The organism is Sanguibacter sp. A247, from assembly GCF_052324925.1.
Taxonomy (GTDB): domain Bacteria; phylum Actinomycetota; class Actinomycetes; order Actinomycetales; family Cellulomonadaceae; genus Flavimobilis.
Genome location: NZ_JBQPRE010000002.1, coordinates 858612 through 880028, shown reverse-complemented (window position 1 = coordinate 880028; position 21417 = coordinate 858612). Strand labels below are relative to the sequence as shown.

Here is a 21417-nt window from a genome sequence, read left to right as displayed (position 1 = left end):
CGGCCCGAGTCAGGAGGAACTATGCACGCGATCGAGGCACGGGGCCTACGACGCACCTTCGGTGACGTCGTCGCCGTCGACGGGATCGACCTCGTCATCGACCCGGGCGAGGTTGTCGCAGTGCTCGGGCCCAACGGCGCCGGCAAGACCACGACGATCGAGATGCTCCTCGGGATGCGCACCCCGACAGCAGGAACCATCCGCGTGCTCGGCGGGTCCCCGACGGACAAGGCGGTCCGGGCCCGCGTCGGCGCCATGCTCCAGGACACCGACGCCCCCGGCTCGCTCACGGCCGCAGAGGTCGTCGACCTCGTCGGCTCGTACCACCCCACCCGCATCCCGACGGCGCTCGCCCTGGGCCGCGCCGACCTCACCGCCCAGGCACACCAACGCGTCTCGCAGCTCTCGGGCGGACAACGTCAACGCCTGTCCTTCGCCGTCGCGCTCGTCGGCGACCCCGACGTGCTCTACCTCGACGAACCCACCGCCGCCCTCGACGTCGCCGCCCGCGGCGACCTGTGGGAGCACGTGCGCGCGTTCGCGGCGCTCGGCCGCACGATCCTCTACACGAGCCACAACCTCGCCGAGGTCGCGGGCACGGCAAGCCGCGTCGTCGTCATCGATCACGGCCGGATCATCGCCGACGGAACGCCGGCCGAGATCCGTCGCATCGTCGAAGGCTCGACGATCAAGGCGACGACCGACGCCGCTGCGCACACGCTCGCCGCGCTGCCCGGCCTGCGCACGTTCGAGGACCCGGGCGGCACCACGCGCCGAGTCGCGCTCCATGTCGCCGACGCCGTGCCCGCGCTCCGCGCGCTCCTCGCCTCGGGTGCCGAGGTCACCGAGCTCGAGGTGAACGAGGCGAGCCTCGAGGACGCATTCTTCGCCCTCACGGGGGCTGATCACCCGCACGACCGGGTCGCGCCGAGCACGACCGGACCGACGTCGGCCGAGGAGGCCTTGCGATGAGCACGATCGAACACGTTCGTTCCCCCGAGGCGTACGCCGGCCCCGGCCCTCTCGGGGCTCTCGGCGCCCAGGTGCGCGCCGAGGTTCTGCGCTACAAGCGCGTCCCGGAGTACGTCGTCGGCGTCGTCGTCCTTCCGGTCATTCTCTTCACGATGTTCGGCCTGCCCAACTCGGGCCAGACCCTCCCGGGCGGGACGAGCGTCGTCGCCCTCCTCTTCGTCTCCTTCGCCTGCTACGGAATCGTCTCCCAGGCGCTCTTCACTTTCGGCGCCGACCTCGCCGAGGAGCGCCAGCAGGGCTGGCTGCGCCGCCTGCGCGCGACCCCGATGCCGATGAGCGTGTACTTCGGCGGCAAGCTCGCGCTGTCGCTCTTCTACTCCGCACTGACGATCATCGGCATCGCGCTCCTCGCCCAGACCGCAGGGTCTGCGAACTTCTCTCCGGGACGACTCCTCGCGACGACAGGCGTGCTCCTGCTCGGGACCGTGTGCTTCTCACCCATGGGCTCCGCGATCGCCTACTGGGCACGGCCGCGCGCGGTCTCGACGATCGTCAACCTCGTCTTCTTGCCCCTGTCGTTCCTCTCCGGGTTCTTCTTCCCGGCCTCGCAGCTGCCCGAGGTTCTGCAGGGCGTCGCGCCGTGGCTCCCCACCCACCACTTCGGTCAGCTCGCGTGGGGCGCCATGGCCCCGGCCGACGACATCTCGCTGTTCGGTGCGACGGCGAGCGACTCGACCGTGCTCAACCTCGCCGTCGTCATCGGCTGGGGAGCGCTCTGCACCGTCCTCACGGCACTCGGCTACCGCCGCGAGCTCGACCGCGAACGCGCCTAGCGACGCCCGAGCACGACGACGGAGGGTCCCGCACGCGCTGCGTGCGGGACCCTCCGTTGTCGTGCTCAGCTTCTGCTGCGTCTCGCGCAGCGCACGCACCCGCCGGAGCCCGGGGGCACCTCGTTCAGCGCGCGAGGAGCTCCGCGACACGCGTCGCGACACTCTCGACCGCGGTCTCGACCGCGATCTGCTCGGCCTCGCCCGCTCGCGGACGCAGCTCGACGACGCCGTCAGCCAGACCGCGACCGACAACGACGAGCAGCGGCACGCCGAGCAGCTCGGCGTCGGCGAACTTCACGCCCGGCGACACCTTGGGACGGTCGTCGTAGAGAACTTCGATGCCGCGCGCCGACAGGTCGTCGGCGATGCGGCCCGCAGTCTCGAAGACGGCAGCGTCCTTGCCCGTCGCAACCACGTGCACGTGCGCGGGGGCGACGTGCGCAGGCCATGCCAGGCCCTTGTCGTCATGGTTTGCCTCAGCGAGGGCAGCCAGGACGCGGGTGACGCCGATGCCGTAGGAGCCCATCGTCACGGTCACCTGCTTGCCGTTGACGTCGAGGACCTTGAGGCCGAGCGAGTCCGCGTACTTGCGGCCCAGCTGGAAGATGTGACCGATCTCGATGCCGCGCGCGAACTCGAGCTCGCCCGAGCCGTCGGGAGCGACGTCGCCCGGGCGCACGTCGGCGGCCTCGACGACGCCGTCGGCCACGAAGTCGCGGTCCGCGACGAGGTCGACGACATGGGCGTCGGGCGTGCTCGCGCCCGTCACCCAACGGGTGCCGGTGACGACGCGGGGGTCGACGAGGTAACGGATCGCGTCCTCGTTGCCCGTCTGGGCGCGTCCGAGAACCTGCGGCCCGATGAAGCCCTTGACGAGCGTCGGGTTCTTGGCGAAGTCCGCGTCCGTCGCGGGCTCGATCTCGGCGGGCGCGAACGCTGCCTCAGCGCGCTTGAGATCGATGTCGCGGTCGCCGGGGATGCCCACGACGACAACCTCACGCTCACCGCCTGGGTGGGTGAGGGCGAGGACGACGTTCTTCAGGGTGTCGGCAGCCGACCACGCACGGCCGTCGGTCCGCGCGTGGTGCACGTCGAGGAAGGCCACGAGGTCCTCGATCGACGACGCCCCCGGCGTCGCGACGACCGCGGGAGCCGGAACGTCGGAGTAGTCGAGCGCGGCGGGCACGGGCGTGACCACGGCCTCGACGTTGGCGGCGTAGCCGCCGGCCGTGCGGACGAACGTGTCCTCACCGATCGGGCTGGGCGAGAGGAACTCCTCGGAGCGCGAACCGCCCATCGCGCCCGCGGTGGCCGCAACGATGACGTACTCGAGGCCGAGGCGCGTGAAGATCCGCTCGTACGCGTCACGCTGTGCCTGGTAGGAGGCATCAAGACCCGCGTCGTCCATGTCGAACGAGTAGGCGTCCTTCATGATGAACTCGCGGCCGCGGATGAGGCCGGCGCGCGGACGCGCCTCGTCGCGGTACTTCGTCTGCACCTGGAACAGCGTGAGCGGCAGGTCCTTGTACGAGGAGTACAGGTCCTTGACGAGGAGCGTGAACATCTCCTCGTGCGTGGGCGCGAGAAGGTAGTCGGCGTCCTTGCGGTCCTGGAGGCGGAAGAGGTTGGGCCCGTACTCGGTCCAACGGCCCGTCGCCTCATAGGGCTCGCGCGGCAGGAGCGCCGGGAAGTGCACCTCTTGCGCGCCCGAGGCGATCATCTCCTCACGCACGACCGCCTCGACCTTCGCGAGGACGCGCAGGCCGAGCGGGAGCCACGTGTAGATGCCGGGGGCCGCCCGGCGGATGTAGCCCGCGCGGACGAGGAGCCGGTGGCTCGCGACCTCCGCGTCGGCAGGATCTTCGCGCAGCGTGCGCAGGAACAGCGTCGACATCCGCAGGAGCATGGGACTGATCCTACCGCCGCTGCGCGCACGTCCCGTGCGCTCACCGCCGCACCCGGGCACGTCTCAGAACAGGATCGTCGCGAACGTGCCGACCTGTTCGAACCCCACACGGCGGTAGGTCGCGACCGCACGCTCGTTGAAGTCGTTGACGTAGAGCGAGATGACGGGATGCCGCTCGAGCGCGCCGACGACGACAGCCGCCATGGCGGGAGCCGCAATCCCTGCCCCCCGTCGCGTCGGGGTCACCCACACCCCCTGAACCTGGGCGATTGGGCCAGCGATCGCACCCAGCTCAGCCTTGAAGACGACGTGCTCGCGCGCAGGAAGGGTCGCGAACGCCTCGAGCCCGAGCCGCGCCTCCTGCGCATCGACTCGCGCTCCCGGCGCGGTACGCACGAACGTGCGCCCCTGCTGCGCAAGCGAACGCACGCGCTCGATGTACGCGCCCGGTGCGGCTCCGAGGGGCGAGTACCCGACCTCTTCGAGGAACATCGCGACGCTTGCCGGCAGCAGGACGGCGAGCTCGGCAGGCGACGCGAGCCGCACCTCCGGGTCCGGGTCAACATCCGGGAGGCGATCGATCGCAAGGGAGGGCTGCACCGGACGGACCTCGCGCGCGGGCCCCCACGTCGCCCCGAGGCGGTCCCACAGGCCGAGCGCATACGGAGCAGGGCCCACGATCGAAGACGCCCGACGGCCCCCTCGGCGCAGCTCGACCGCGAACGCATCGAGCGCAGCCTCAGCCTCGGCGCCGACGCACTCCCCCAGGACGGGAACGACGTTCGCCCCGACCCAGCACAGCGCACGCGGCTCGCCCGACGCCGGGTAGACCCAGCCCTGGCTGCCAGTCACGGCGAGACCGCCCGATGCCGCCAGGCGCAGCCGCGAGGCAGCGAGGACGGAGGCCACAGGATCAAGGGCGCACAGCGCAAGGGCGCGGGGAACGTCCGCGTCGGTCAGGGCGCGGACGCCCGTGCTGTGCGCGACGCTCTGGCCGCGGAACCACCGTCCCATGAGGCGATTCTCCCCCACCGGCGGGCTCGGCCACGACCGGTCACTGGCAGGGGAAGCACCGAGCCCGGCGGGGTTCCCCGCCGGGCTCGGCTCACAGCTCTCAGACGTCAGCGGCCGACGCTCACAGACGGGGCGCCACCCTCGACGGGCTCCATCGACTCGGCGATGCGCATGGCCTCCTCGATGAGGGTCTCGACGATCGCGTGCTCGGGGACCGTCTTGATGACCTTGCCCTTGACGAAGATCTGGCCCTTGCCATTGCCCGAGGCCACACCGAGATCGGCCTCCCGGGCCTCGCCCGGTCCGTTGACGACGCAGCCCATGACGGCGACGCGCAGCGGCACCTCAAGGCCCTCGAGTCCCGCCGTCACCTGCTCGGCGAGCGTGTAGACGTCCACCTGTGCGCGCCCGCACGACGGGCACGAGACGATCTCAAGCTTGCGTTCCTTGAGGCCGAGCGACTGCAGGATCTGGATGCCGACCTTGACCTCCTCGACCGGAGGCGCGGACAGCGAGACGCGGATCGTGTCGCCGATGCCCTTGCTCAGCAACGCGCCGAAGGCCGTCGCCGACTTGATCGTGCCTTGGAACGCAGGGCCGGCCTCGGTCACGCCGAGGTGCAGCGGCCAGTCGCCACGCTCGGAGAGCAGCTCGTAGGCCCGCACCATGACGACGGGGTCATTGTGCTTGACGGAGATCTTGAAGTCGTGGAAGTCGTGCTCCTCGAAGAGCGACGCCTCCCACACGGCGGACTCGACGAGAGCCTCAGGGGTGGCCTTGCCGTACTTCTCCAGCAGGCGAGGGTCGAGCGACCCTGCGTTGACGCCGATGCGGATCGACGTTCCGGCATCCTTCGCGGCACGCGCGATCTGCTTGACCTGGTCGTCGAACTTCCGGATGTTGCCCGGGTTGACGCGGACAGCCGCACAGCCCGCATCGATCGCAGCGAAGACGTACTTCGGCTGGAAGTGGATGTCTGCGATCACCGGGATCTGCGACTTTTTCGCGATGATCGGCAGCGCGTCAGCGTCGTCCTGCGAGGGGCACGCGACACGCACGATGTCGCACCCCGAGGCCGTGAGCTCAGCGATCTGCTGAAGCGTCGCGTTGATGTCGGTCGTCGGCGTCGTCGTCATCGACTGGACCGAGATCGGGGCGCCGCCCCCGACCGGCACGGAGCCGACGTTGATGCGACGGGTGGGTCGACGGGGGGCCAGAACGGCGGGTGCTTCCTTGACCGCTGGCATGCCAAGACTGATCGGTACGCTCACCCCGCCAGTATCCCCCGTCCGGACCGTCCGTGGGACACCGCCGGGGCCACGTGCACCATTCCCACGCAGACACGGTGGCGCACGTCACCCGCACGGGGGCGCGCCGACGGTCGGCGCGCCGCTAGCCGATCGTCACGGGTCTGATGACGTCCGCGACGATGAGCAGGACGCTCATCCCGACGAGCAGGACGAAGACCCCGTACGCGACCGGCATCATCCGAGCGGTGTCGGCGGGGCCCGGGTCAGGACGCCCACGCAGGCGCGCGATCTGGCGGCGGGCACCCTCGTACAGGGCGCCGACGACGTGCCCACCGTCGAGCGGCAGCAGCGGAACGAGGTTGAAGACGAAGAGCGCGATGTTGAGGCTCGCAAGGAGCGAGAGCCAGACGGCAACCCGGTCGCCGATCCCCACCTCGTCACCACCCATCGTGCCGACCTCGCCCGCGACGCGGCCGACACCCACGATGCTCATGACGGACTCGGCCGACCGCTCCCCTCCCGTGACGAGCGTGCGGCCGACGTCCCACACCTGCCCGGGCAGGGTGACGACGATGCTCGCGGTCCCCGACACCTGGGCCCACAGCTGGGAAGGAACCGGCGCGAGCGAGCGAGACCTGTCGATCGTCGGCTGGATGCCGACGTACGTCGAGGTGACGGTGGCGTCGGAACCGTCCGACCCGCGCACGGGAGCGCCCGCCGCATCGACGACCGTCCGGGTGAGATCGACCGGCGTGAGGTCGAGCGTCATCCGCTGCCCGGCCCGCTCGATCGTGACGACCGTCGGCCGCGAACCGACGGCCGCGATCTGGTCCGTGAGCTCGGTCCAGCCGTCGACCGGCTCACCGCCGTACTCGAGGATGCGGTCCCCAGGCTCGAGCCCCGCCGCCGCAGCCGGCGACCCCGGAGCCCCCGCCGCGCACGAGTCCGTGACCGCCGTCGTCGCCGGGGCGCACGGCACGACCGCAGCGAGCGTCGATGTCGCGCTCGCCGTGCCCCACCCCAGCGTGACGATCCCCAGGAGGACAGCCGCGATGAGCAGGTTCATCACCGGCCCGCCGAGCATGACGATGAGCTTCTTGGGCGCCGACAAGTTGTAGAAGGCGCGCGCCTCCTCGCCCGGCCGGATCTCCTCGGCCGAGACCTCGCGCGCGTCCGCCGCCATCTCTTCGAAGCGGCCGCGGCGCGGAGCCCGACCCTCGGCAGGCGGACGCGCCGGCGCATACATGCCGACGAGCCGCACATACCCGCCGAGCGGGATCCACTTGAAGCCGTACTCGGTCTCGCCGCGGGTCCACGAGCGGATTGTCGACCCGAACCCCACCATGAACTGGCTCACGCGCACACCAAACCGTTTGGCGGGCAGCATGTGCCCCACCTCGTGGAGCGCGATCGAGACGACCATGCCGACGACGAACACGAGGACGCCGACGGCGTAGCCCATGAGGGTCCCCTCCCTTTCGACGGCCCGGGGGCCAGGTCAGTGCGCGCTAGGCGCGCGCAAGCAGCTCGTGGGCACGTGCACGCGCCCACGCCTCAGTCTCGAGCACGAGGCTGGGAGTGAGGTGGGAGTCGCCGGGGCCGTCGTGCTCGTCGAGGACACGCTCGACCGTCGCGACGATGTCGAGGAAGCCGATGCGTCCCGCGAGGAACGCGTCGACACACTCCTCGTTGACCGCGTTGAGGACCGCGGGGTGCGTCGCCGAGGCGCCCAGAACCTCGCGGGCAAGGCGTACGGCCGAGAACGTCGCCTCGTCGAGAGGCTCGAACGTCCACTCGCTCGCCTGCGTCCAGTCGCACGCGGGCGCGACGTCCGCGACGCGTTCAGGCCACGTGAGACCCAGCGCGATCGGGATCCGCATGTCCGGGGGCGAGGCCTGGGCGATCGTCGATCCGTCGTGGAACTCGACCATCGAGTGCACGATCGACTGCGGATGGACGACGACCGTGATGTCAGGGACCGGGACCGCGAAGAGCAGGTGGGCCTCGATGAGCTCGAGGCCCTTGTTCATCATCGACGCCGAGTTCACGGTGACGACCGGCCCCATCGACCACGTCGGGTGCGCGAGCGCCTGCTCGGCCGTCACCGACGCCATCTGCTCGCGGGTCCAGCCGCGGAAGGGACCGCCTGACGCGGTGAGGATGAGCCGACGGACCTCGTCGCGACGCCCGCCGCGCAGCGACTGAGCGATCGCGGAGTGCTCCGAGTCCACGGGGACGAGCTGGTCCGCGCGTCGGATCGCATCCGTGACGAGCGCGCCGCCGACGACGAGCGACTCCTTGTTGGCGAGCGCGAGGACGGAGTCGGCCTTGAGCGCCGTCAGAGTCGGCTCGAGGCCGACCGAACCTGTGATGCCGTTGAGGACGACGTCCGCGCCGAGCCCGGCCACCGTGGTTGCGGCGTCCGGCCCGGCAAGGATCTCCACGCCGCGGGCATCGTTGCCGAGCGCGGAAGCGAGGGCGTCGCGGCCCGACGCGACAGCCACGGCCACGACCTCGGGCCGCGTCTCGCGGACCTGCCGCGCAAGCAGCTCGATGTCGGAGCCACCGGCGGCGAGCGCGCGCACCCGGAACGCGCCAGGGTGCCGTGCGATGACGTCGAGCGCCTGCGTGCCGATCGAACCTGTCGAACCGAGCACCGTGAGCGTTCGGGGCGCCGAGGTCACTCGACCCCCAGCAGCACCTCGACGGCGCGGGTGAGGAACGCGTCGACGGGCCCGACCGCATAGCCGTCGCGTCCACGACGCGTGCGGAAGCGGGCTTCACGTACCTCGCTGCTCGTCAGCGCCTCACCGCGATCGAAGTAACCGATGAGCCGCGTGCAGAGTGCGTCGACGTCGTCGGCGTCGTACGACGCCTCGCCGCGGCGACCGGGAGCGAACCGCTCGCCGTCGGGCCGCCCGAGGCGCCCGTAGAGGGTGCGGGCCTTCTCGGCGAGCTCAGCCATCCAGGCCTGCTGGCCGTGCGCAGCGACGAACTCGGCGCGCTCGCGCGCGACGAACGCTCCCTCGAGCCGGTCGAGCGCAGAATCGACCGCAGACGTCTCGTAGGCGTTGCGGCGGACGACGGGGAACGCGACGCGGTGGATCGCCGCGGCGTCGAGCGTCGTCGTCCCCGGGGCTGCTGCGCTCTCGTACTCGGAGCGCGCACGTGTGAACAGCGCGTCGACGTCGGCCACCGCATACCCCCGGCGAAGTCCGGTGGTCATCGGGAACGTTCCGGTCATGAGGCCTCCTCGGCTGCGAGCTGGCCGCACGCCCCGTCGATGTCCGAGCCGCGCGTGTCACGGATCGTCGTCGGGATGCCGTGGCCGCGCAGGCGTGCCACGAACTCTTCCTCGACGGCCGGATCGCTCGCGGTCCACTTCGAGCCGGGGGTGGGGTTGAGAGGAATCGGGTTGGCATGCACCCAGCCATGACCGCGCGCATTGAGCTTCTTGCCCAGCAGGTCCGCTCGCCACGCGTGGTCGTTGATGTCGCGGATGAGTGCGTACTCGATGCTCACACGCCTGCCCGTGACCTCGTAGTAGGCGCGCGCAGCGTCGAGGGTCTCGTCGACCGACCAGCGCGTGTTCACGGGCACGAGCTCGGAGCGCAGCTCGTCGTCCGGCGCGTGGAGCGAGAGCGCGAGGGTGAGCGGCAGCCCCTCCTGCGCGAGGCGCTTCATCGCGGGAACGAGCCCGACGGTCGAGACCGTGATGTTCCGGGCCGACATACCCATGCCGTCAGGGACCGGAGCGACGAGCTGACGGATCGTGCCCATGACCGCCTTGTAGTTCGCGAGCGGCTCCCCCATGCCCATGAACACGAGGTTCGTCAGACGACCAGGCCCACCTGGCACCTCGCCGAGGCTGAGCGAGCGCGCAGCCTCGCGGACCTGCTCGACGATCTCAGCCGTCGACAGGTTCCGCGTGAGGCCCAGCTGGCCCGTCGCGCAGAACGGGCACGCCATGCCGCAGCCCGCCTGGCTCGAGACGCACAGGGTCGAACGATTGGGGTAGCGCATGAGGACGGACTCGACACGTGCTTGGTCGAACATGCGCCAGAGCGTCTTGACGGTCGTGCCGCCGTCCGCCTTCATCACGCGCGTGCTGCGCAGGAGCGGCGGGAAGAAGGCTTCGGCGAGACGGTCGCGCGTGGCGGCCGGAAGGTCGCTCATCTCTGCGGGGTCCGCCGTGAGGTGCCCGTAGTAGTGCTGACCGATCTGCTTGGCTCGGAACGGCTTCTCGCCCACCTCCGCGACGACCTCGAGACGCTCGTCGGGCGTGAGGTCGGCGAAGTGACGCGGCGGCTTGCCACGTCGCCCCGCTGCGGGGGTTGAGAGGTCGAGCGTCACGGGGACGCGGCGGTCAGACATGTGCTTCAGCTTCCGGTGGAATGACTCAGCCGCCGAGGGCGGCCGACAGCATGAGGTAGGCAAAGGGCGCGGTGAGCAGGAGCGAGTCCAGCCGGTCGAGGACGCCCCCGTGACCGGGCAGCAGGCTGCCCATGTCCTTGAGGCCCAGGTCGCGCTTGAGAAGGGACTCGGCGAGGTCGCCGAACGTGCCCGTGACGGGGGTCGCGGCGCCGAGGACGAGCCCCCACCACCACGGACCTCCGAGGAGGATGATCCCCACGACCCCCACGATCGAGGTGAGCACGAACGAGCCCGCAAGGCCCTCCCAGCTCTTCTTCGGGGAGATCGAGGGTGCGAGCGGGTGCTTGCCGAACCGCACCCCCGCGAAGAAACCTCCCGTGTCGCTCGCGACAGGAAGGAGGATGAAGAGCAGGACCCGCCAAACGCCCTCGGGCTGGGCGAGCATGAGCATCGCAAAGCCCGCCATGAGCGGCAGGTACGCGGTCGCGAACGTGGCCGCAGCCGCGTCCCGCAGCCCGCGAGGACCGTAACCGTCGAGTGCGCGCCACACGAGCACACCCAGAACAGTGAGGACGAACGAGACGAACATCGCCTCGCTCCCGGCGCTGTACGCCGAGACGAGGATTCCTGCGGATCCCACCCAGAGCGGGGCGAGCGGAAGGTGGACGTCGCGGCGGGCGAACGCCTGCGCGAGCTCCCAGAGCGCCGCACCCACCGCGACGAGAGCAAGTCCGACAAACGCGGGCGTCCACAGGAACAGGCTCAGACCCACGACAGCGAGAAGGCCGAGCCCGACCGCGATCGCCCGAGGCAGATCGCGGCCGGAACGGCCGGTCGTCGTGGGCTGAGCGCCCTCGTGCACGTCAGGCATCAGACCTCGAGAAGTTCCGTCTCCTTGGCACCGAGGATCGCATCGACCTCGTCCGTGTGCCGCTTGGTGAGGCCGTCAAGCTCCTTCTCAGCACGCCCGACCTCGTCCTCACCAGCCTCGCCGTCCTTGACGAGGCGGTCGAGGACGTCCTTCGCCTTACGGCGCACGGCACGGATCGAGACGCGCGCGTCCTCAGCCTTCGTCTTGGCCAGCTTGACGTAGTCCCGACGGCGCTCTTCCGTGAGGGACGGAAGCACGACGCGCACGACGTTGCCGTCGTTGGCCGGGTTCACGCCGAGGTCGGAGTCGCGCAGCGCCTTCTCGATCGCACTCATCGCGGTCTTGTCGAACGGCGAGATGAGAACGGTGCGGGCCTCGGTGACGTTGAACGATGCAAGCTGCTGCAGCGGCGTGGGCGTCCCGTAGTACTCGACAAAGATCTTTGCGAACATCGCTGCGTTCGCACGGCCCGTGCGGATGGCAGCGAAGTCCTCCTTGGCGACCTCCACGGCCTTGCCCATCTTTTCCTCGGCCTCGAGGAGAGTCTCGTCGATCACGGGTGCTCCTTGTCTCAGCCGCCCTGGGGGCGGCGCGTGCGGTGGGGTCGTGCTGCGGTTGAGAGCGCGGGTCCGGGGGCGTCAGCCCGCGGTGACCACGGTCCCGATGTTCTCACCCAGGAGGGCGCGGGTCACGTTTCCGGGCTCGCCCATCCCGAAGACACGCATCTTCACACCGTTGTCCATGCAGAGGCTGAAGGCCGTCGAGTCGACGACCCGAAGCCCGCGCTGCAGGGCGTCCGAGTACGTGAGCGTGCTGAGCAATGTCGCCGACGGGTCGGTCCGCGGGTCCGCGGTGTAGACGCCGTCCACCCCGTTCTTGCCCATGAGGACCTCGTCGCAGCGGGTCTCGAGGGCACGCTGGACGGCGACGGTGTCGGTTGAGAAGTAGGGCATCCCGGCGCCCGCGCCGAAGATGACGACGCGACCCTTCTCCATGTGCCGGATCGCACGCAGCGGGATGTAGTTCTCTGCGACCTGACCCATCGCGATCGCGGTCTGCACGCGCGTCGAGCGTCCCGCCTGCTCGAGGAAGTCCTGCAGGGCGAGGCAGTTCATCACGGTGCCGAGCATGCCCATGTAGTCCGCACGGGCCCGGTCGAGGCCACGCTGGGAGAGCTCGGCCCCTCGGAAGAAGTTGCCTCCCCCGACGACGATCGCGATCTGAACACCCTGAGCGGCAGCGGCAGCGATCTCAGCGGCGACGCGCTGGACGACGTCGGGCGCGAGGCCGATCTGGCCCCCTCCGAACATCTCGCCGGAGAGCTTGAGCAGAACGCGGCGGGGCGTGGCGGACTCGGTCATCTGGACTCCTCAGGGCTGCGTGGGTGGTGCAGGGCGGGTGCGCCGTCGGCCCGGCCCCGGAGTGGGGGCCGGGCCGACGGTGAGGACGACCGGATCAGTTACCGACGCGGAAGCGGACGTACGACACGATCGTGCCGCCGGCCTCCTTCGCGACCTGACCGACCTTCTTCGTGGGGTCCTTCGCGAGAGGCTGCTCGAGGAGGACGACGTCCTCGAAGAACTTCCCGAGACGGTTCTCGGCGATCTTCGTGATGATGTGATCGGGCTTGTTGCCGCCCTCGTTACGCGCGGTCTCCTCGGCGATGCGACGCTCGTTGTCGACCTTCTCGGCCGGGACGTCCTCACGCGAGAGGAAGTCCGGCGCGAGGGCTGCAACGTGCTGCGCAACATCCTTGCCGATGGCTGCGCCGGCCGCGTCGGTGACGACGAGGACACCGATCGTGGGCGGGAGGTCCTTGGCCGTGCGGTGGACGTAGCTCGTCACCTTGGGGCCGGCGACCGTCGCGACGCGGCGAAGGACGACCTTCTCACCGATCTCTGCCGCGAGTGCAGTGATCGTGTCAGCGATGGTGCCCTCGGTCGTCGAGGCCGCGAGTGCGCCCTCGACGTCGGTCGCACCGGAAGCGACGACGGCCGCGAGGACCGTGTCGGCGAGCGCGAGGAACTTCTCGTTCTTGGCGACGAAGTCGGTCTCGCAGTTGAGCTCGATGATCGTGCCGGACTCGCCCGCGTCAGTAGCGCGGATGTCGACGGCGACGAGGCCCTCGGTGGTCTCGCGGTCCTCACGCTTCGAGACGCCCTTGAGCCCCTTGATGCGGAGGAGCTCGAGCGCCTTCTCCGAGTTGCCGTCGGCCTCGTCGAGCGCCTTCTTGACGTCGAGCATGCCGGCGCCCGTGCGCTCACGCAGGGCCTTGATGTCAGCGGCGGTGTAGTTCGCCATGGGTGGTCACCCTTTGCGGTCGGTCTGGACGGTGGTCGGTTGGTGACCTGTGCGGCCGGGCGGTCACCCGCCCGGCCGCACCTGGGTCACTCGGCCGCGGGGGCCTCAGCGGCGGGCGCCGCAGCAGCCGGAGCCTCAGCCGCGGGGGCCTCAGCAACGGGAGCCTCGGCCGCGGGGGCCTCAGCAACGGGCGCCTCGGCCGCGGGGGCCTCAGCAGCCGGAGCCTCAGCAGCCGGGGCGTCGTTCGTCGCGAGGAGCTCCTGCTCCCACTCGGCGAGCGGCTCAGCCGGAGCGTCGGAGCCCGAACGGCCCTGAGCGCGCGAGACGAGGCCGTCCGCGACGGCGTCGGCGATCACACGGGTCAGCAGGCCGACAGCGCGGATCGCGTCGTCGTTGCCCGGGATCTTGTAGTCGACGACGTCGGGGTCGCAGTTGGTGTCGAGGATCGCGACGACCGGGATGTTGAGCTTGCGCGCCTCGTTGACAGCGAGGTGCTCCTTGTTCGTGTCGACGATCCAGACGGCCGAGGGAACCTTGACCATGTCGCGGATGCCGCCGAGCGTCCGCGTGAGCTTGTCCTTCTCACGGCGGAGCACGAGCAGCTCCTTCTTCGTGAGGTTCGAGCCCGCGACGTCGTCGAAGTCGATCTGCTCAAGTTCCTTCATGCGCTGCAGGCGCTTGTGCACCGTGCCGAAGTTCGTGAGCATGCCACCGAGCCAGCGGTGGTTGACGTACGGCATGCCGACGCGCGTGGCCTGCTCCGCAACGGCCTCCTGGGCCTGCTTCTTCGTTCCGACGAAGAGGATGGAGCCGCCGTGCGCGACCGTCTGCTTGACGAACTCGTACGCCGTGTCGATGTAGGACAGCGACTGCTGAAGGTCGACGATGTAGATCCCGTTGCGCTCCGTGAAGATGAATCGCTTCATCTTCGGGTTCCAACGACGGGTCTGGTGACCGAAGTGGACGCCGCTCTCGAGGAGCTGGCGCATGGTCACAACTGCCATGGCACTTCCTTCCGGCACGGCGGCGGGTCCTCCGCCCCTCCGTGCACGATCAGCGGCCCGTACGGGCCGCGTGGTGGTTGATGGTCCGACGCCAGGTGGCGCAGACCCCTGGCACTCGACCTGCCGACACCGGCCGGAGCCGGACCACGTCGCAGGACCCTGGCCAGCTCGCCGCATTGCGCGACGGACGACGACCAGGAGGGAGTGCGCGATGTCCCCAGGCATGCGTGCAGGCACAGCACACCCGGAGCAGATCTATCGTACCCGACGCAACCCCGCCGTCGGGCCGTCAGGCATGTGACTCAGGCACCAGTCCGGCGGCACGCCACGACCCACGACCTGCCCACACAGCGCACCCACGAGAACCCGCCCCACAACCTCGGCCCCTCCCATGCAGGCGTGCGCCGGTCAGTGTCCACTCCTGCTATGAGGACCACAACACAACGCGACCGGGCCACCCCCAGCCCACGGCGGCGCAAGGGTCGGTGGCGCACGTCCACCATGACGCTCGTCTTCGTCCTGCTTGGACCCACGCCGGTCGCTGCGGCGCGGGCGCAAACAGCCGACCGCACCCCCGGCCGGGCAGCCCCGGCCGCCGTCGCGCACGACCGCCACGCAGGCGCCGCACCGGTCCGGTCGGGCGATCACGGGCGAAACCCCACCTGGCGGCCGCCCAGCCCGGGTTCGCTCGTGCGCGCGGCCTCGATCCCGACCAGCGAATGGGCCGCGGGCCACCGCGGGATCGACTTCGCGGCCGAGATCGGCACGCGGATCACCACGCCGGCGGCCGGGACCGTGAGCTTCGTCGGGCAGGTCGCGGGCAGGCCCGTCGTCGTCATCGAGCACCCGGGCGGGCTCCGCACCTCGCTCGAGCCCGTCGCGCCAACCGTCGAGGTCGGCACCTCCCTCGTCAGCGGCGCGACCGTCGGGATCCTCGACCCGTCACCAGGGCACTGCGCGCCAGCGGCGTGCGTGCACTGGGGCGTACGTCTCGGCGAGCGCTACATCGATCCCGCCCTCCTGCTCAGCCGTCCCCGGATCATCCTGCTCCCGCCGCGCCCCCACACATGAGCGTCGCGGGCGCCGTCCCCCGGACGGCACCCGCGACACATGACGTGCCGGGCTTCCCTGGACCCAGCTCGATGGAGCCCGTCAGCCTCGCTCGACGTCGTCGAGAAGCTGCCGGAGCCGGATGACCGCAGCGGAGTGGACCTGCGAGATCCGGGATTCCGTCACACCGAGGATCGCGCCGATCTCAGCGAGCGTGCGGTTCTGGAAGTAGTAGAGGGTCAGGACGAGCTTCTCGCGGTCCGTCAGCTGGCACAGCGCTCGGCCGAGGAGGTACCTCGACTCCTTCGCCTCAAAGCTGCGGGCAGGGTCGTCGCTGTGCCCCTGGACCGAGGTGTCAAGGACCGAGATCGGCTCGGCACGCTCAGCGCCCACCGCGAGGAGCTCGTCGAGCGCGACGATGTTGGCGCGCGAGACCTGAGTGTGGACGGCCCGCACGTCGACGACAGGCACGTCGAGGTGGGCGGCGACCTCGTCGTCGGTGGGGCGACGGTGCCACTGCGACTCAAGCTCGGCGTGGGCACGGTCGATCGCACGCGACTTGGACCGCACGGAACGCGGAACCCAGTCGATCTGCCGGAGCTCGTCGATGATCGCTCCGCGGATGCGCGCCGACGCGTAGGTCTCGAACTTGATCTCGCGATCGATCTCGAACTTCTCGATCGCGTCGATGAGGCCGAACATGCCGTACGACACGAGGTCAGCGTGCTCGACCGAGCTCGGCAGACGCATGGCGATCCGCGACGCGACCATCGAGACGAGCGGCGCGTAGTGGAGGATGAGCTCCTCGCGGCGCTGCGTCGACCCGGAGTGCTTGTACTCGATCCAGATCTCAGCAACCGCATCGCGCGGGGCAAGGTCTGCCTCGAGGTCGATAAGCACGCTCTCGGTCACGTCACGCTCCGTTGCAGGAAGCGGATAACCCGTGGTGGCCATGATGTCTCCGGCTGGTCTCACGCGCGGGGGTGCGCGAGCTCATAGGACGAGCGAAGGCGCTCGGCGCTGACGTGGGTGTACTTCTGGGTGGTGGCGAGGGTCGCGTGACCCAGCACCTCTTGAACCCCCCGGAGGTCGGAGCCTCCGGCGAGCAGATGTGTGGCGGCGGAGTGCCGCAGCCCGTGAGGGGCGATGTCGACGACACCCGCCAGGCTCGCGAGGTCGTGGACGACCTGGCGGATCTGTCGCTGGCCCCAGCGCTGACCGCGCGTGCCCAGCAGCAGAGCCGGCTCGGTCGGGTCGGTGACGAGAACAGGGCGTCCGCTCTCGAGCCATGCGTGAACCGCACGCCCTGCCGGGACACCGAACGGAACAACGCGTTCGCGGGATCCCTTGCCCATGACGCGGACGGTGCGCTCGGCAAGCTGGACGTCCTGGACGTCGACGCCCACGAGCTCACCCACGCGAATACCCGTGGCGTAGAGCAGCTCGACCGCGGCCCAGTCGCGCAGGTGCGCGGGGTCGCCGCTCTCCGCACGCTCGTGCGCGGTCTCCATGAGGGCACGTGCCGCGTCGACGTCGAGGACCGCGGGCAGCAGGCGGTCGCCGCGAGGGCTCGCGAGGCGGGTCGCCGGGTCGTGGTCGACCTGCCCGGTGCGGCACAGCCATTCGAAGAACGAGCGGACCGATGCGCCGCGCCGCGCCAGGGTGGCCCGGGACAGGTTGCGCTCGCTCATGTCGGCGAGCCAGGCGCGCAGCAGTGAGAGGTCGACGTCGCCCGGGTCAGTGATTCCCTGGGCGGCCGCGTAGGACGCGAGCTGCTCGACGTCGCTGCGGTAGGCCCGCACCGTGTGCGCGGCGAGGCCTCGGTGGACCGAGAGGTCCACGCAGAAGCGAGCGAGCGGTTCATCCCACCCGCCTGCTGCTCGTCCCTCGGTACGTGTGCGCACGATACGTAGGGTGGCCCCACCTGCAGCGTTGTTCAAGTATGGGTTTCGTGGAAGCGCTCCACCCCCGCCCGATTCGTTCGGGCTTCACCCGCTTTTTCAGGTCGCGACAGAAAAAACGCACGGGACGTGGCGCGATCAATCTCGGCGGGCTCCCCACCAATCGCGCCAGATCTTGTTCAGTTCTGCCGGATTATTGGGCACTATGGGCAGGCTCTCGACGCATTCGGCGAGATCTGAGGTCGGCGCAGGTCAACGCCCTGGGCGAGAGGCCGGACGGCGTCCCAGAGCCGTCAGCCCCCACCCACCCGTGCCCTTCACCACGAGCCCAGCAAGCTCGAGCTCCCCGAGCCCGGCGAGGACCTCGCCCGGAGCGAGTCCCACCGCGGCCACCACGTCATCAAGCATCGACGGTCGCCGCACCTCGAGCCCGTCGATGACGAGCCGTGCCTTCTCCGTCAGCCCATCACGGGGATCGTCGGCCGCCCGAGCTTCGTCCCGCCCCGGGGGCGAGACCGCGAGTCCCGGAAGGAGCTCGACGACGTCACCGACGGACGTCACGCACACGGCTCCGTGCTCGCGCAGCAGGCGATGACATCCGGTCGACGCCATCGACGTGACCGGACCCGGAACAGCGCCGACCGGTCGCAAGAGCCCCTCGGCGTGCGTCGCAGTGCTCAACGAGCCCGAACGCCACGCCGCCTCGACGACAACAGTCGCGGCCGACACTGCCGCGATGAGCCGGTTGCGCCTGAGGAAGCGCGACCGTGTCGGCGTCGCGCCGAGCGGAACCTCGGCGATGACGGCACCACCACGCGCCAGGATGCGCTCAAGGAGGTCCGTGTTGCCGGCGGGGTAGAGCCGGTCCACACCGCCTGCCATGACGGCAACCGTGGGGCCACCACCGGCCAGGGCGCCCCGGTGGGCCGCGGCATCGATGCCGTACGCACCGCCCGAGACGACCGCGTGCCCGCGGTCAGCCAGCCCGCAGCCCAGATCGGCGGCAACCGACGTGCCGTAGCTCGTCGCGGCGCGCGCACCGACCAGAGCGACCGCCGCGTGCCCGCCCAACGCACGGACCTCGCCGCGCACCCAGAGACACGGGGGTGCTGCAGGGCCCAGATCGTCGAGGCCGGCAGGCCAGCCCGCGTCCCCACGTACGAGCACACGACCACCGAGCAGTGCGAGCCGGCGCCGAGCAGCGTCGGTCTCCACCCTCCCGAGACGAGGCGCCCACCGCGCCAGCGCAGCGTGGAGACGCCGCGCCGAGAGGTCGTCCCCCGGCGCGTCTAGCCGCTCCCGGAGCCGCGCGATCGCGCGCGCATGATCATCACCCGCGCCCGACGCCCGCAGCCAGGCGAGCGCAGCGACGGGGCCGACCGCCGCCACGAGGGCGCCTCCTGTCACGTCGCCCGGCTCCATGAGCCCGCTCCAGACCGCAGCAGCGTCACGGACCCGGTCCTGGTCGAGTCCGCTCTCGTCGCCGGTCACGCAACCGCTCCTCGGGTGCGGAGCGCGAGCGCTCGTCCGACGTCATCCCGTCGGGGGCGGTCCCGACCCGCCAGGTCGGCGATCGTCCAGGCGATACGCAGCACCCGGTCCGCCCCACGCAGCGAGATCATGCCACGGTCGAGCGCGCGGTCGACGTCGGCCAGGACGCCCGCGCCCCGACCCAGAAGACCACGGAGGTACCTGCCCGGAACCTCGCCGTTGAGACGCCACGGCGTCTGCGCGAGCCGCGCCTGAGCCGCGTCACGCGCCGTCCTCACGCGCGCCGCCACCGCAGCACTCGACTCGCCGGTCCCGGCCTGGTCGAGATCGACACGGCTCACCCCGGCGACCTCCACCTGAAGGTCGACCCGGTCGAGAAGCGGGCCCTGGATCCGAGAGAAGTACCGCCGCCTCTGCACGGGGGTGCACGTGCACTGGAGCCCGTTCCCCACGGCCAGGCCGCACGGGCAGGGGTTGGCGGCGAGCACGAGCTGGAAGCGCGCAGGAAAGCGCGCCGACCCACCCGCACGATGAATGACGAGCTGACCGTCCTCGAGAGGCTGTCGCAGCGTCTGCAGGACGCGAGGACCGAACTCGGGGCACTCGTCGAGGAAGAGCACGCCTCGGTGCGCGCGCGAGGCCGCGCCGGGTCGCGGGATGCCGCTCCCGCCGCCGACGAGCGCGGCAGCCGTCGCGGTGTGGTGCGGGTTCTCGTACGGAGGCCGTCTCACGAGGCCGTCGCCAGGATCAAAGGTCCCCGCAATGGAGTGCACTGCCGTGACCTCAACCGCCTCGGCCTCCGAGAGGTCAGGAAGCAGTCCCGGAAGCCGGGAGGCGAGCATCGTCTTGCCCGCCCCCGGTGGGCCGACCATGAGGAGGTGGTGGCCGCCTGCGGCCGCGATCTCGAGCGCAGCACGCGCCTCGTGCTGACCCAGCACGTCGGCGAGATCCCCCGCGGGCTCCTGCAGCGTCGGTGAGCTGCTCCGCGCCGGCGTGCGGACCTCAGGAGGTTCGGGAATGTCAGCGCCGTACGCGTACGCGAGCTCGGCGAGGCACGACACGCCCCGGACCTCGGCTCCGGGGACGAGCCGCGCCTCGGCCACGTCGGCCTCCGCGACGACGACACGCCTCACGCCCGAGGCCACCGCAGCAGCGACGGCGGGGAGCACCCCGCGCACGGGATGGACGCGGCCGTCCAGCCCGAGCTCCCCGAGGTGCACGACCCCTCGTGGCCCGGTCGTGTCGATGAGCTGCGCCCCCGCCAGCACGGCCACCGCGATCGCGAGGTCGAAGCCTGCGCCGTGTTTGGGCAGTGACGCCGGTGAGAGGTTGACGGTGACGCGCTTCTGCGGCCAGGCGAGCCCGCTCGAGGTCACGGCGGCGCGCACGCGGTCGCGCGACTCGCTCAGCGATGTGTCCGGCAACCCGATGAGCGCGAAGCCCGGGACCGTCGCCGCAAGGTGCGCCTCGACGCCGACGACGTGCCCCGTCATGCCGACGAGCGCAACCGCACTCGCGGTTCCCAGGCCCATCAGAGGATCCCTCGGAGGTGCTCGACGCGGGCGGGCTCGCCGGGGCAGAGCCAGACCGCGACGACATCGACGCGCACGAGGGGGGCCCGGGGGCAGTGCTCAGCGAGCCACTGCCCTGTGAGTCGTCGCAGTCGCGCGGCCTTCGCCGGTGTCACGGCCTCGGCCGGGTGTCCGAATCCGGTTCCGGTCCGCGTCTTGACCTCGATGACGACGAGGTCCTCCCCTTCGAGCGCGACAATGTCGAGCTCGCCACCCTGACCGCGCCAGTTGCGATCGAGAATGCACCACCCTGCGTCCTCGAGCCGTCTCGCGACGAGGTCCTCCCCCGCGCGCCCCACCGCACGCTTGTCCGTCGTCCGTCCGTACGCCACCATGGCCACCACCTCCGGGACCGAGGGTGGTGCTCGCGCCGGTTCGCCGCACACGTGCGCGCAGGTTCTGGGGACGACGACCGCGGCCCGCGTGTTGTGGTCAGCAGGGTGGGCGGGGTCGCGACCACGCGGCACAGGCGACCACGCGGCGCCGGCGACGTGCGGGCCGGGCGGACCGCGGGGTGATTCGCCCAGGTCAGACGCCCATCACACGCGTCAACAACGCGTTGGGTCGGTACCCCTAGAGCGAGAGCTCGGGGCGCGCCAGCTCCTCGACGTTGACGTCCTTGAACGTCACGACGCGCACGGACTTCACGAAGCGCGCGGTGCGGTAGACATCCCACACCCACGCGTCGGCGAGCGTCAGCTCGAAGTAGACCTCACCCGCAGCCGACCGCACCTGCAGGTCGACCTGGTTGGCGAGGTAGAAACGTCGCTCCGTCTCGACGACGTAAGAGAACAGGCCGACGACATCCCGGTACTCCCGGTAGAGCGCCAGCTCCATGTCTGTCTCGTAGTTCTCAAGGTCTTCTGCACTCACGCGTCC

The 21417-nt window shown here is 70.6% G+C and carries 21 protein-coding genes; 3 read left to right on the top strand and 18 right to left on the bottom strand.

The window, feature by feature from the left end; genetic code table 11:
- Nucleotides 1-21: 21 nt before the first annotated feature.
- Nucleotides 22-972 (top strand): ATP-binding cassette domain-containing protein, encoded by a 951-nt coding sequence (locus ACTVCO_RS08095; protein WP_443727882.1) that lies wholly within the window; start codon nucleotides 22-24, stop codon nucleotides 970-972.
- Entirely contained in the window at nucleotides 969-1805 is an 837-nt protein-coding gene (locus tag ACTVCO_RS08090) for an ABC transporter permease (protein ID WP_443727881.1), read from the top strand. Before ACTVCO_RS08095 ends, ACTVCO_RS08090 begins: the two co-directional genes overlap by 4 nt.
- 124 nt (nucleotides 1806-1929) lie before the next feature.
- Here the strand turns inward: ACTVCO_RS08090 and ACTVCO_RS08085 are convergent, their stop codons facing one another.
- The 12 genes from ACTVCO_RS08085 to rpsB form a co-directional block, all read right to left on the bottom strand.
- A complete protein-coding gene (locus ACTVCO_RS08085) occupies nucleotides 1930-3711 on the bottom strand; it encodes a proline--tRNA ligase (RefSeq protein ID WP_443727880.1) in 1782 nt (593 codons plus the stop codon).
- A 63-nt stretch (nucleotides 3712-3774) separates the two neighbouring features.
- Nucleotides 3775-4725, bottom strand: a complete 951-nt coding sequence (locus ACTVCO_RS08080) for a GNAT family N-acetyltransferase (RefSeq protein WP_443727879.1) — start codon at nucleotides 4723-4725, stop codon at nucleotides 3775-3777.
- A 107-nt stretch (nucleotides 4726-4832) separates the two neighbouring features.
- The gene (gene ispG, locus ACTVCO_RS08075) at nucleotides 4833-5996 is read right to left on the bottom strand and encodes a flavodoxin-dependent (E)-4-hydroxy-3-methylbut-2-enyl-diphosphate synthase (RefSeq protein WP_443727878.1); all 1164 of its coding nucleotides are present in this window, start codon (nucleotides 5994-5996) and stop codon (nucleotides 4833-4835) included.
- A 121-nt stretch (nucleotides 5997-6117) separates the two neighbouring features.
- Nucleotides 6118-7437 carry a M50 family metallopeptidase gene (locus tag ACTVCO_RS08070; RefSeq protein ID WP_443727877.1) on the bottom strand — a complete coding sequence of 440 codons (1320 nt, stop codon included), beginning with the start codon at nucleotides 7435-7437 and terminating at the stop codon, nucleotides 6118-6120.
- A 46-nt stretch (nucleotides 7438-7483) separates the two neighbouring features.
- Nucleotides 7484-8632 carry a 1-deoxy-D-xylulose-5-phosphate reductoisomerase gene (gene dxr, locus ACTVCO_RS08065; RefSeq protein ID WP_443727876.1) on the bottom strand — a complete coding sequence of 383 codons (1149 nt, stop codon included), beginning with the start codon at nucleotides 8630-8632 and terminating at the stop codon, nucleotides 7484-7486.
- A 23-nt stretch (nucleotides 8633-8655) separates the two neighbouring features.
- A complete protein-coding gene (locus ACTVCO_RS08060) occupies nucleotides 8656-9219 on the bottom strand; it encodes a DivIVA domain-containing protein (protein WP_443727875.1) in 564 nt (187 codons plus the stop codon).
- A complete protein-coding gene (rlmN, locus tag ACTVCO_RS08055; RefSeq protein ID WP_443727874.1) occupies nucleotides 9216-10349 on the bottom strand; it encodes a 23S rRNA (adenine(2503)-C(2))-methyltransferase RlmN in 1134 nt (377 codons plus the stop codon). The genes ACTVCO_RS08060 and rlmN overlap by 4 nt, the downstream gene beginning before the upstream one ends.
- 25 nt (nucleotides 10350-10374) lie before the next feature.
- Nucleotides 10375-11220: a phosphatidate cytidylyltransferase gene (locus ACTVCO_RS08050; RefSeq protein WP_443727873.1), complete on the bottom strand. Its 846-nt coding sequence runs from the start codon at nucleotides 11218-11220 to the stop codon at nucleotides 10375-10377.
- Entirely contained in the window at nucleotides 11220-11777 is a 558-nt protein-coding gene (frr, locus tag ACTVCO_RS08045; RefSeq protein WP_443727872.1) for a ribosome recycling factor, read from the bottom strand. Before frr ends, ACTVCO_RS08050 begins: the two co-directional genes overlap by 1 nt.
- A gap of 81 nt (nucleotides 11778-11858) precedes the next feature.
- On the bottom strand, nucleotides 11859-12581 hold the full coding sequence (pyrH, locus tag ACTVCO_RS08040) for a UMP kinase (RefSeq protein WP_443727871.1): 723 nt from the start codon (nucleotides 12579-12581) through the stop codon (nucleotides 11859-11861).
- A 94-nt stretch (nucleotides 12582-12675) separates the two neighbouring features.
- Nucleotides 12676-13521: a translation elongation factor Ts gene (gene tsf, locus ACTVCO_RS08035; RefSeq protein ID WP_443727870.1), complete on the bottom strand. Its 846-nt coding sequence runs from the start codon at nucleotides 13519-13521 to the stop codon at nucleotides 12676-12678.
- Between the two features lie 86 nt (nucleotides 13522-13607).
- A complete protein-coding gene (rpsB, locus tag ACTVCO_RS08030) occupies nucleotides 13608-14525 on the bottom strand; it encodes a 30S ribosomal protein S2 (RefSeq protein WP_443727869.1) in 918 nt (305 codons plus the stop codon).
- Between the two features lie 426 nt (nucleotides 14526-14951).
- Here rpsB and ACTVCO_RS08025 point away from each other — a divergent pair, with 426 nt between their 5' ends.
- Nucleotides 14952-15596: a M23 family metallopeptidase gene (locus ACTVCO_RS08025; RefSeq protein WP_443727868.1), complete on the top strand. Its 645-nt coding sequence runs from the start codon at nucleotides 14952-14954 to the stop codon at nucleotides 15594-15596.
- Between the two features lie 81 nt (nucleotides 15597-15677).
- On the opposite strand, the gene ACTVCO_RS08020 is transcribed toward ACTVCO_RS08025, so the two are convergent.
- The 6 genes from ACTVCO_RS08020 to ACTVCO_RS07995 all read right to left on the bottom strand — a co-directional run bounded on the left by ACTVCO_RS08020 (nucleotide 15678) and on the right by ACTVCO_RS07995 (nucleotide 21411).
- The gene (locus ACTVCO_RS08020) at nucleotides 15678-16487 is read right to left on the bottom strand and encodes a FliA/WhiG family RNA polymerase sigma factor (protein ID WP_443727867.1); all 810 of its coding nucleotides are present in this window, start codon (nucleotides 16485-16487) and stop codon (nucleotides 15678-15680) included.
- 59 nt (nucleotides 16488-16546) lie between these two features.
- Entirely contained in the window at nucleotides 16547-17479 is a 933-nt protein-coding gene (locus ACTVCO_RS08015) for a tyrosine recombinase XerC (RefSeq protein ID WP_443727866.1), read from the bottom strand.
- 249 nt (nucleotides 17480-17728) lie between these two features.
- A complete protein-coding gene (gene dprA / locus ACTVCO_RS08010; RefSeq protein WP_443727865.1) occupies nucleotides 17729-18967 on the bottom strand; it encodes a DNA-processing protein DprA in 1239 nt (412 codons plus the stop codon).
- Complete coding sequence (locus tag ACTVCO_RS08005; RefSeq protein WP_443727864.1) at nucleotides 18964-20499, bottom strand: YifB family Mg chelatase-like AAA ATPase; 1536 nt, start codon at nucleotides 20497-20499, stop codon at nucleotides 18964-18966. Before ACTVCO_RS08005 ends, dprA begins: the two co-directional genes overlap by 4 nt.
- Nucleotides 20499-20873 carry a YraN family protein gene (locus ACTVCO_RS08000; RefSeq protein WP_443727863.1) on the bottom strand — a complete coding sequence of 125 codons (375 nt, stop codon included), beginning with the start codon at nucleotides 20871-20873 and terminating at the stop codon, nucleotides 20499-20501. The genes ACTVCO_RS08005 and ACTVCO_RS08000 overlap by 1 nt, the downstream gene beginning before the upstream one ends.
- A 238-nt stretch (nucleotides 20874-21111) precedes the next feature.
- Complete coding sequence (locus ACTVCO_RS07995) at nucleotides 21112-21411, bottom strand: DUF2469 domain-containing protein (protein WP_443727862.1); 300 nt, start codon at nucleotides 21409-21411, stop codon at nucleotides 21112-21114.
- Nucleotides 21412-21417: the final 6 nt, after the last annotated feature.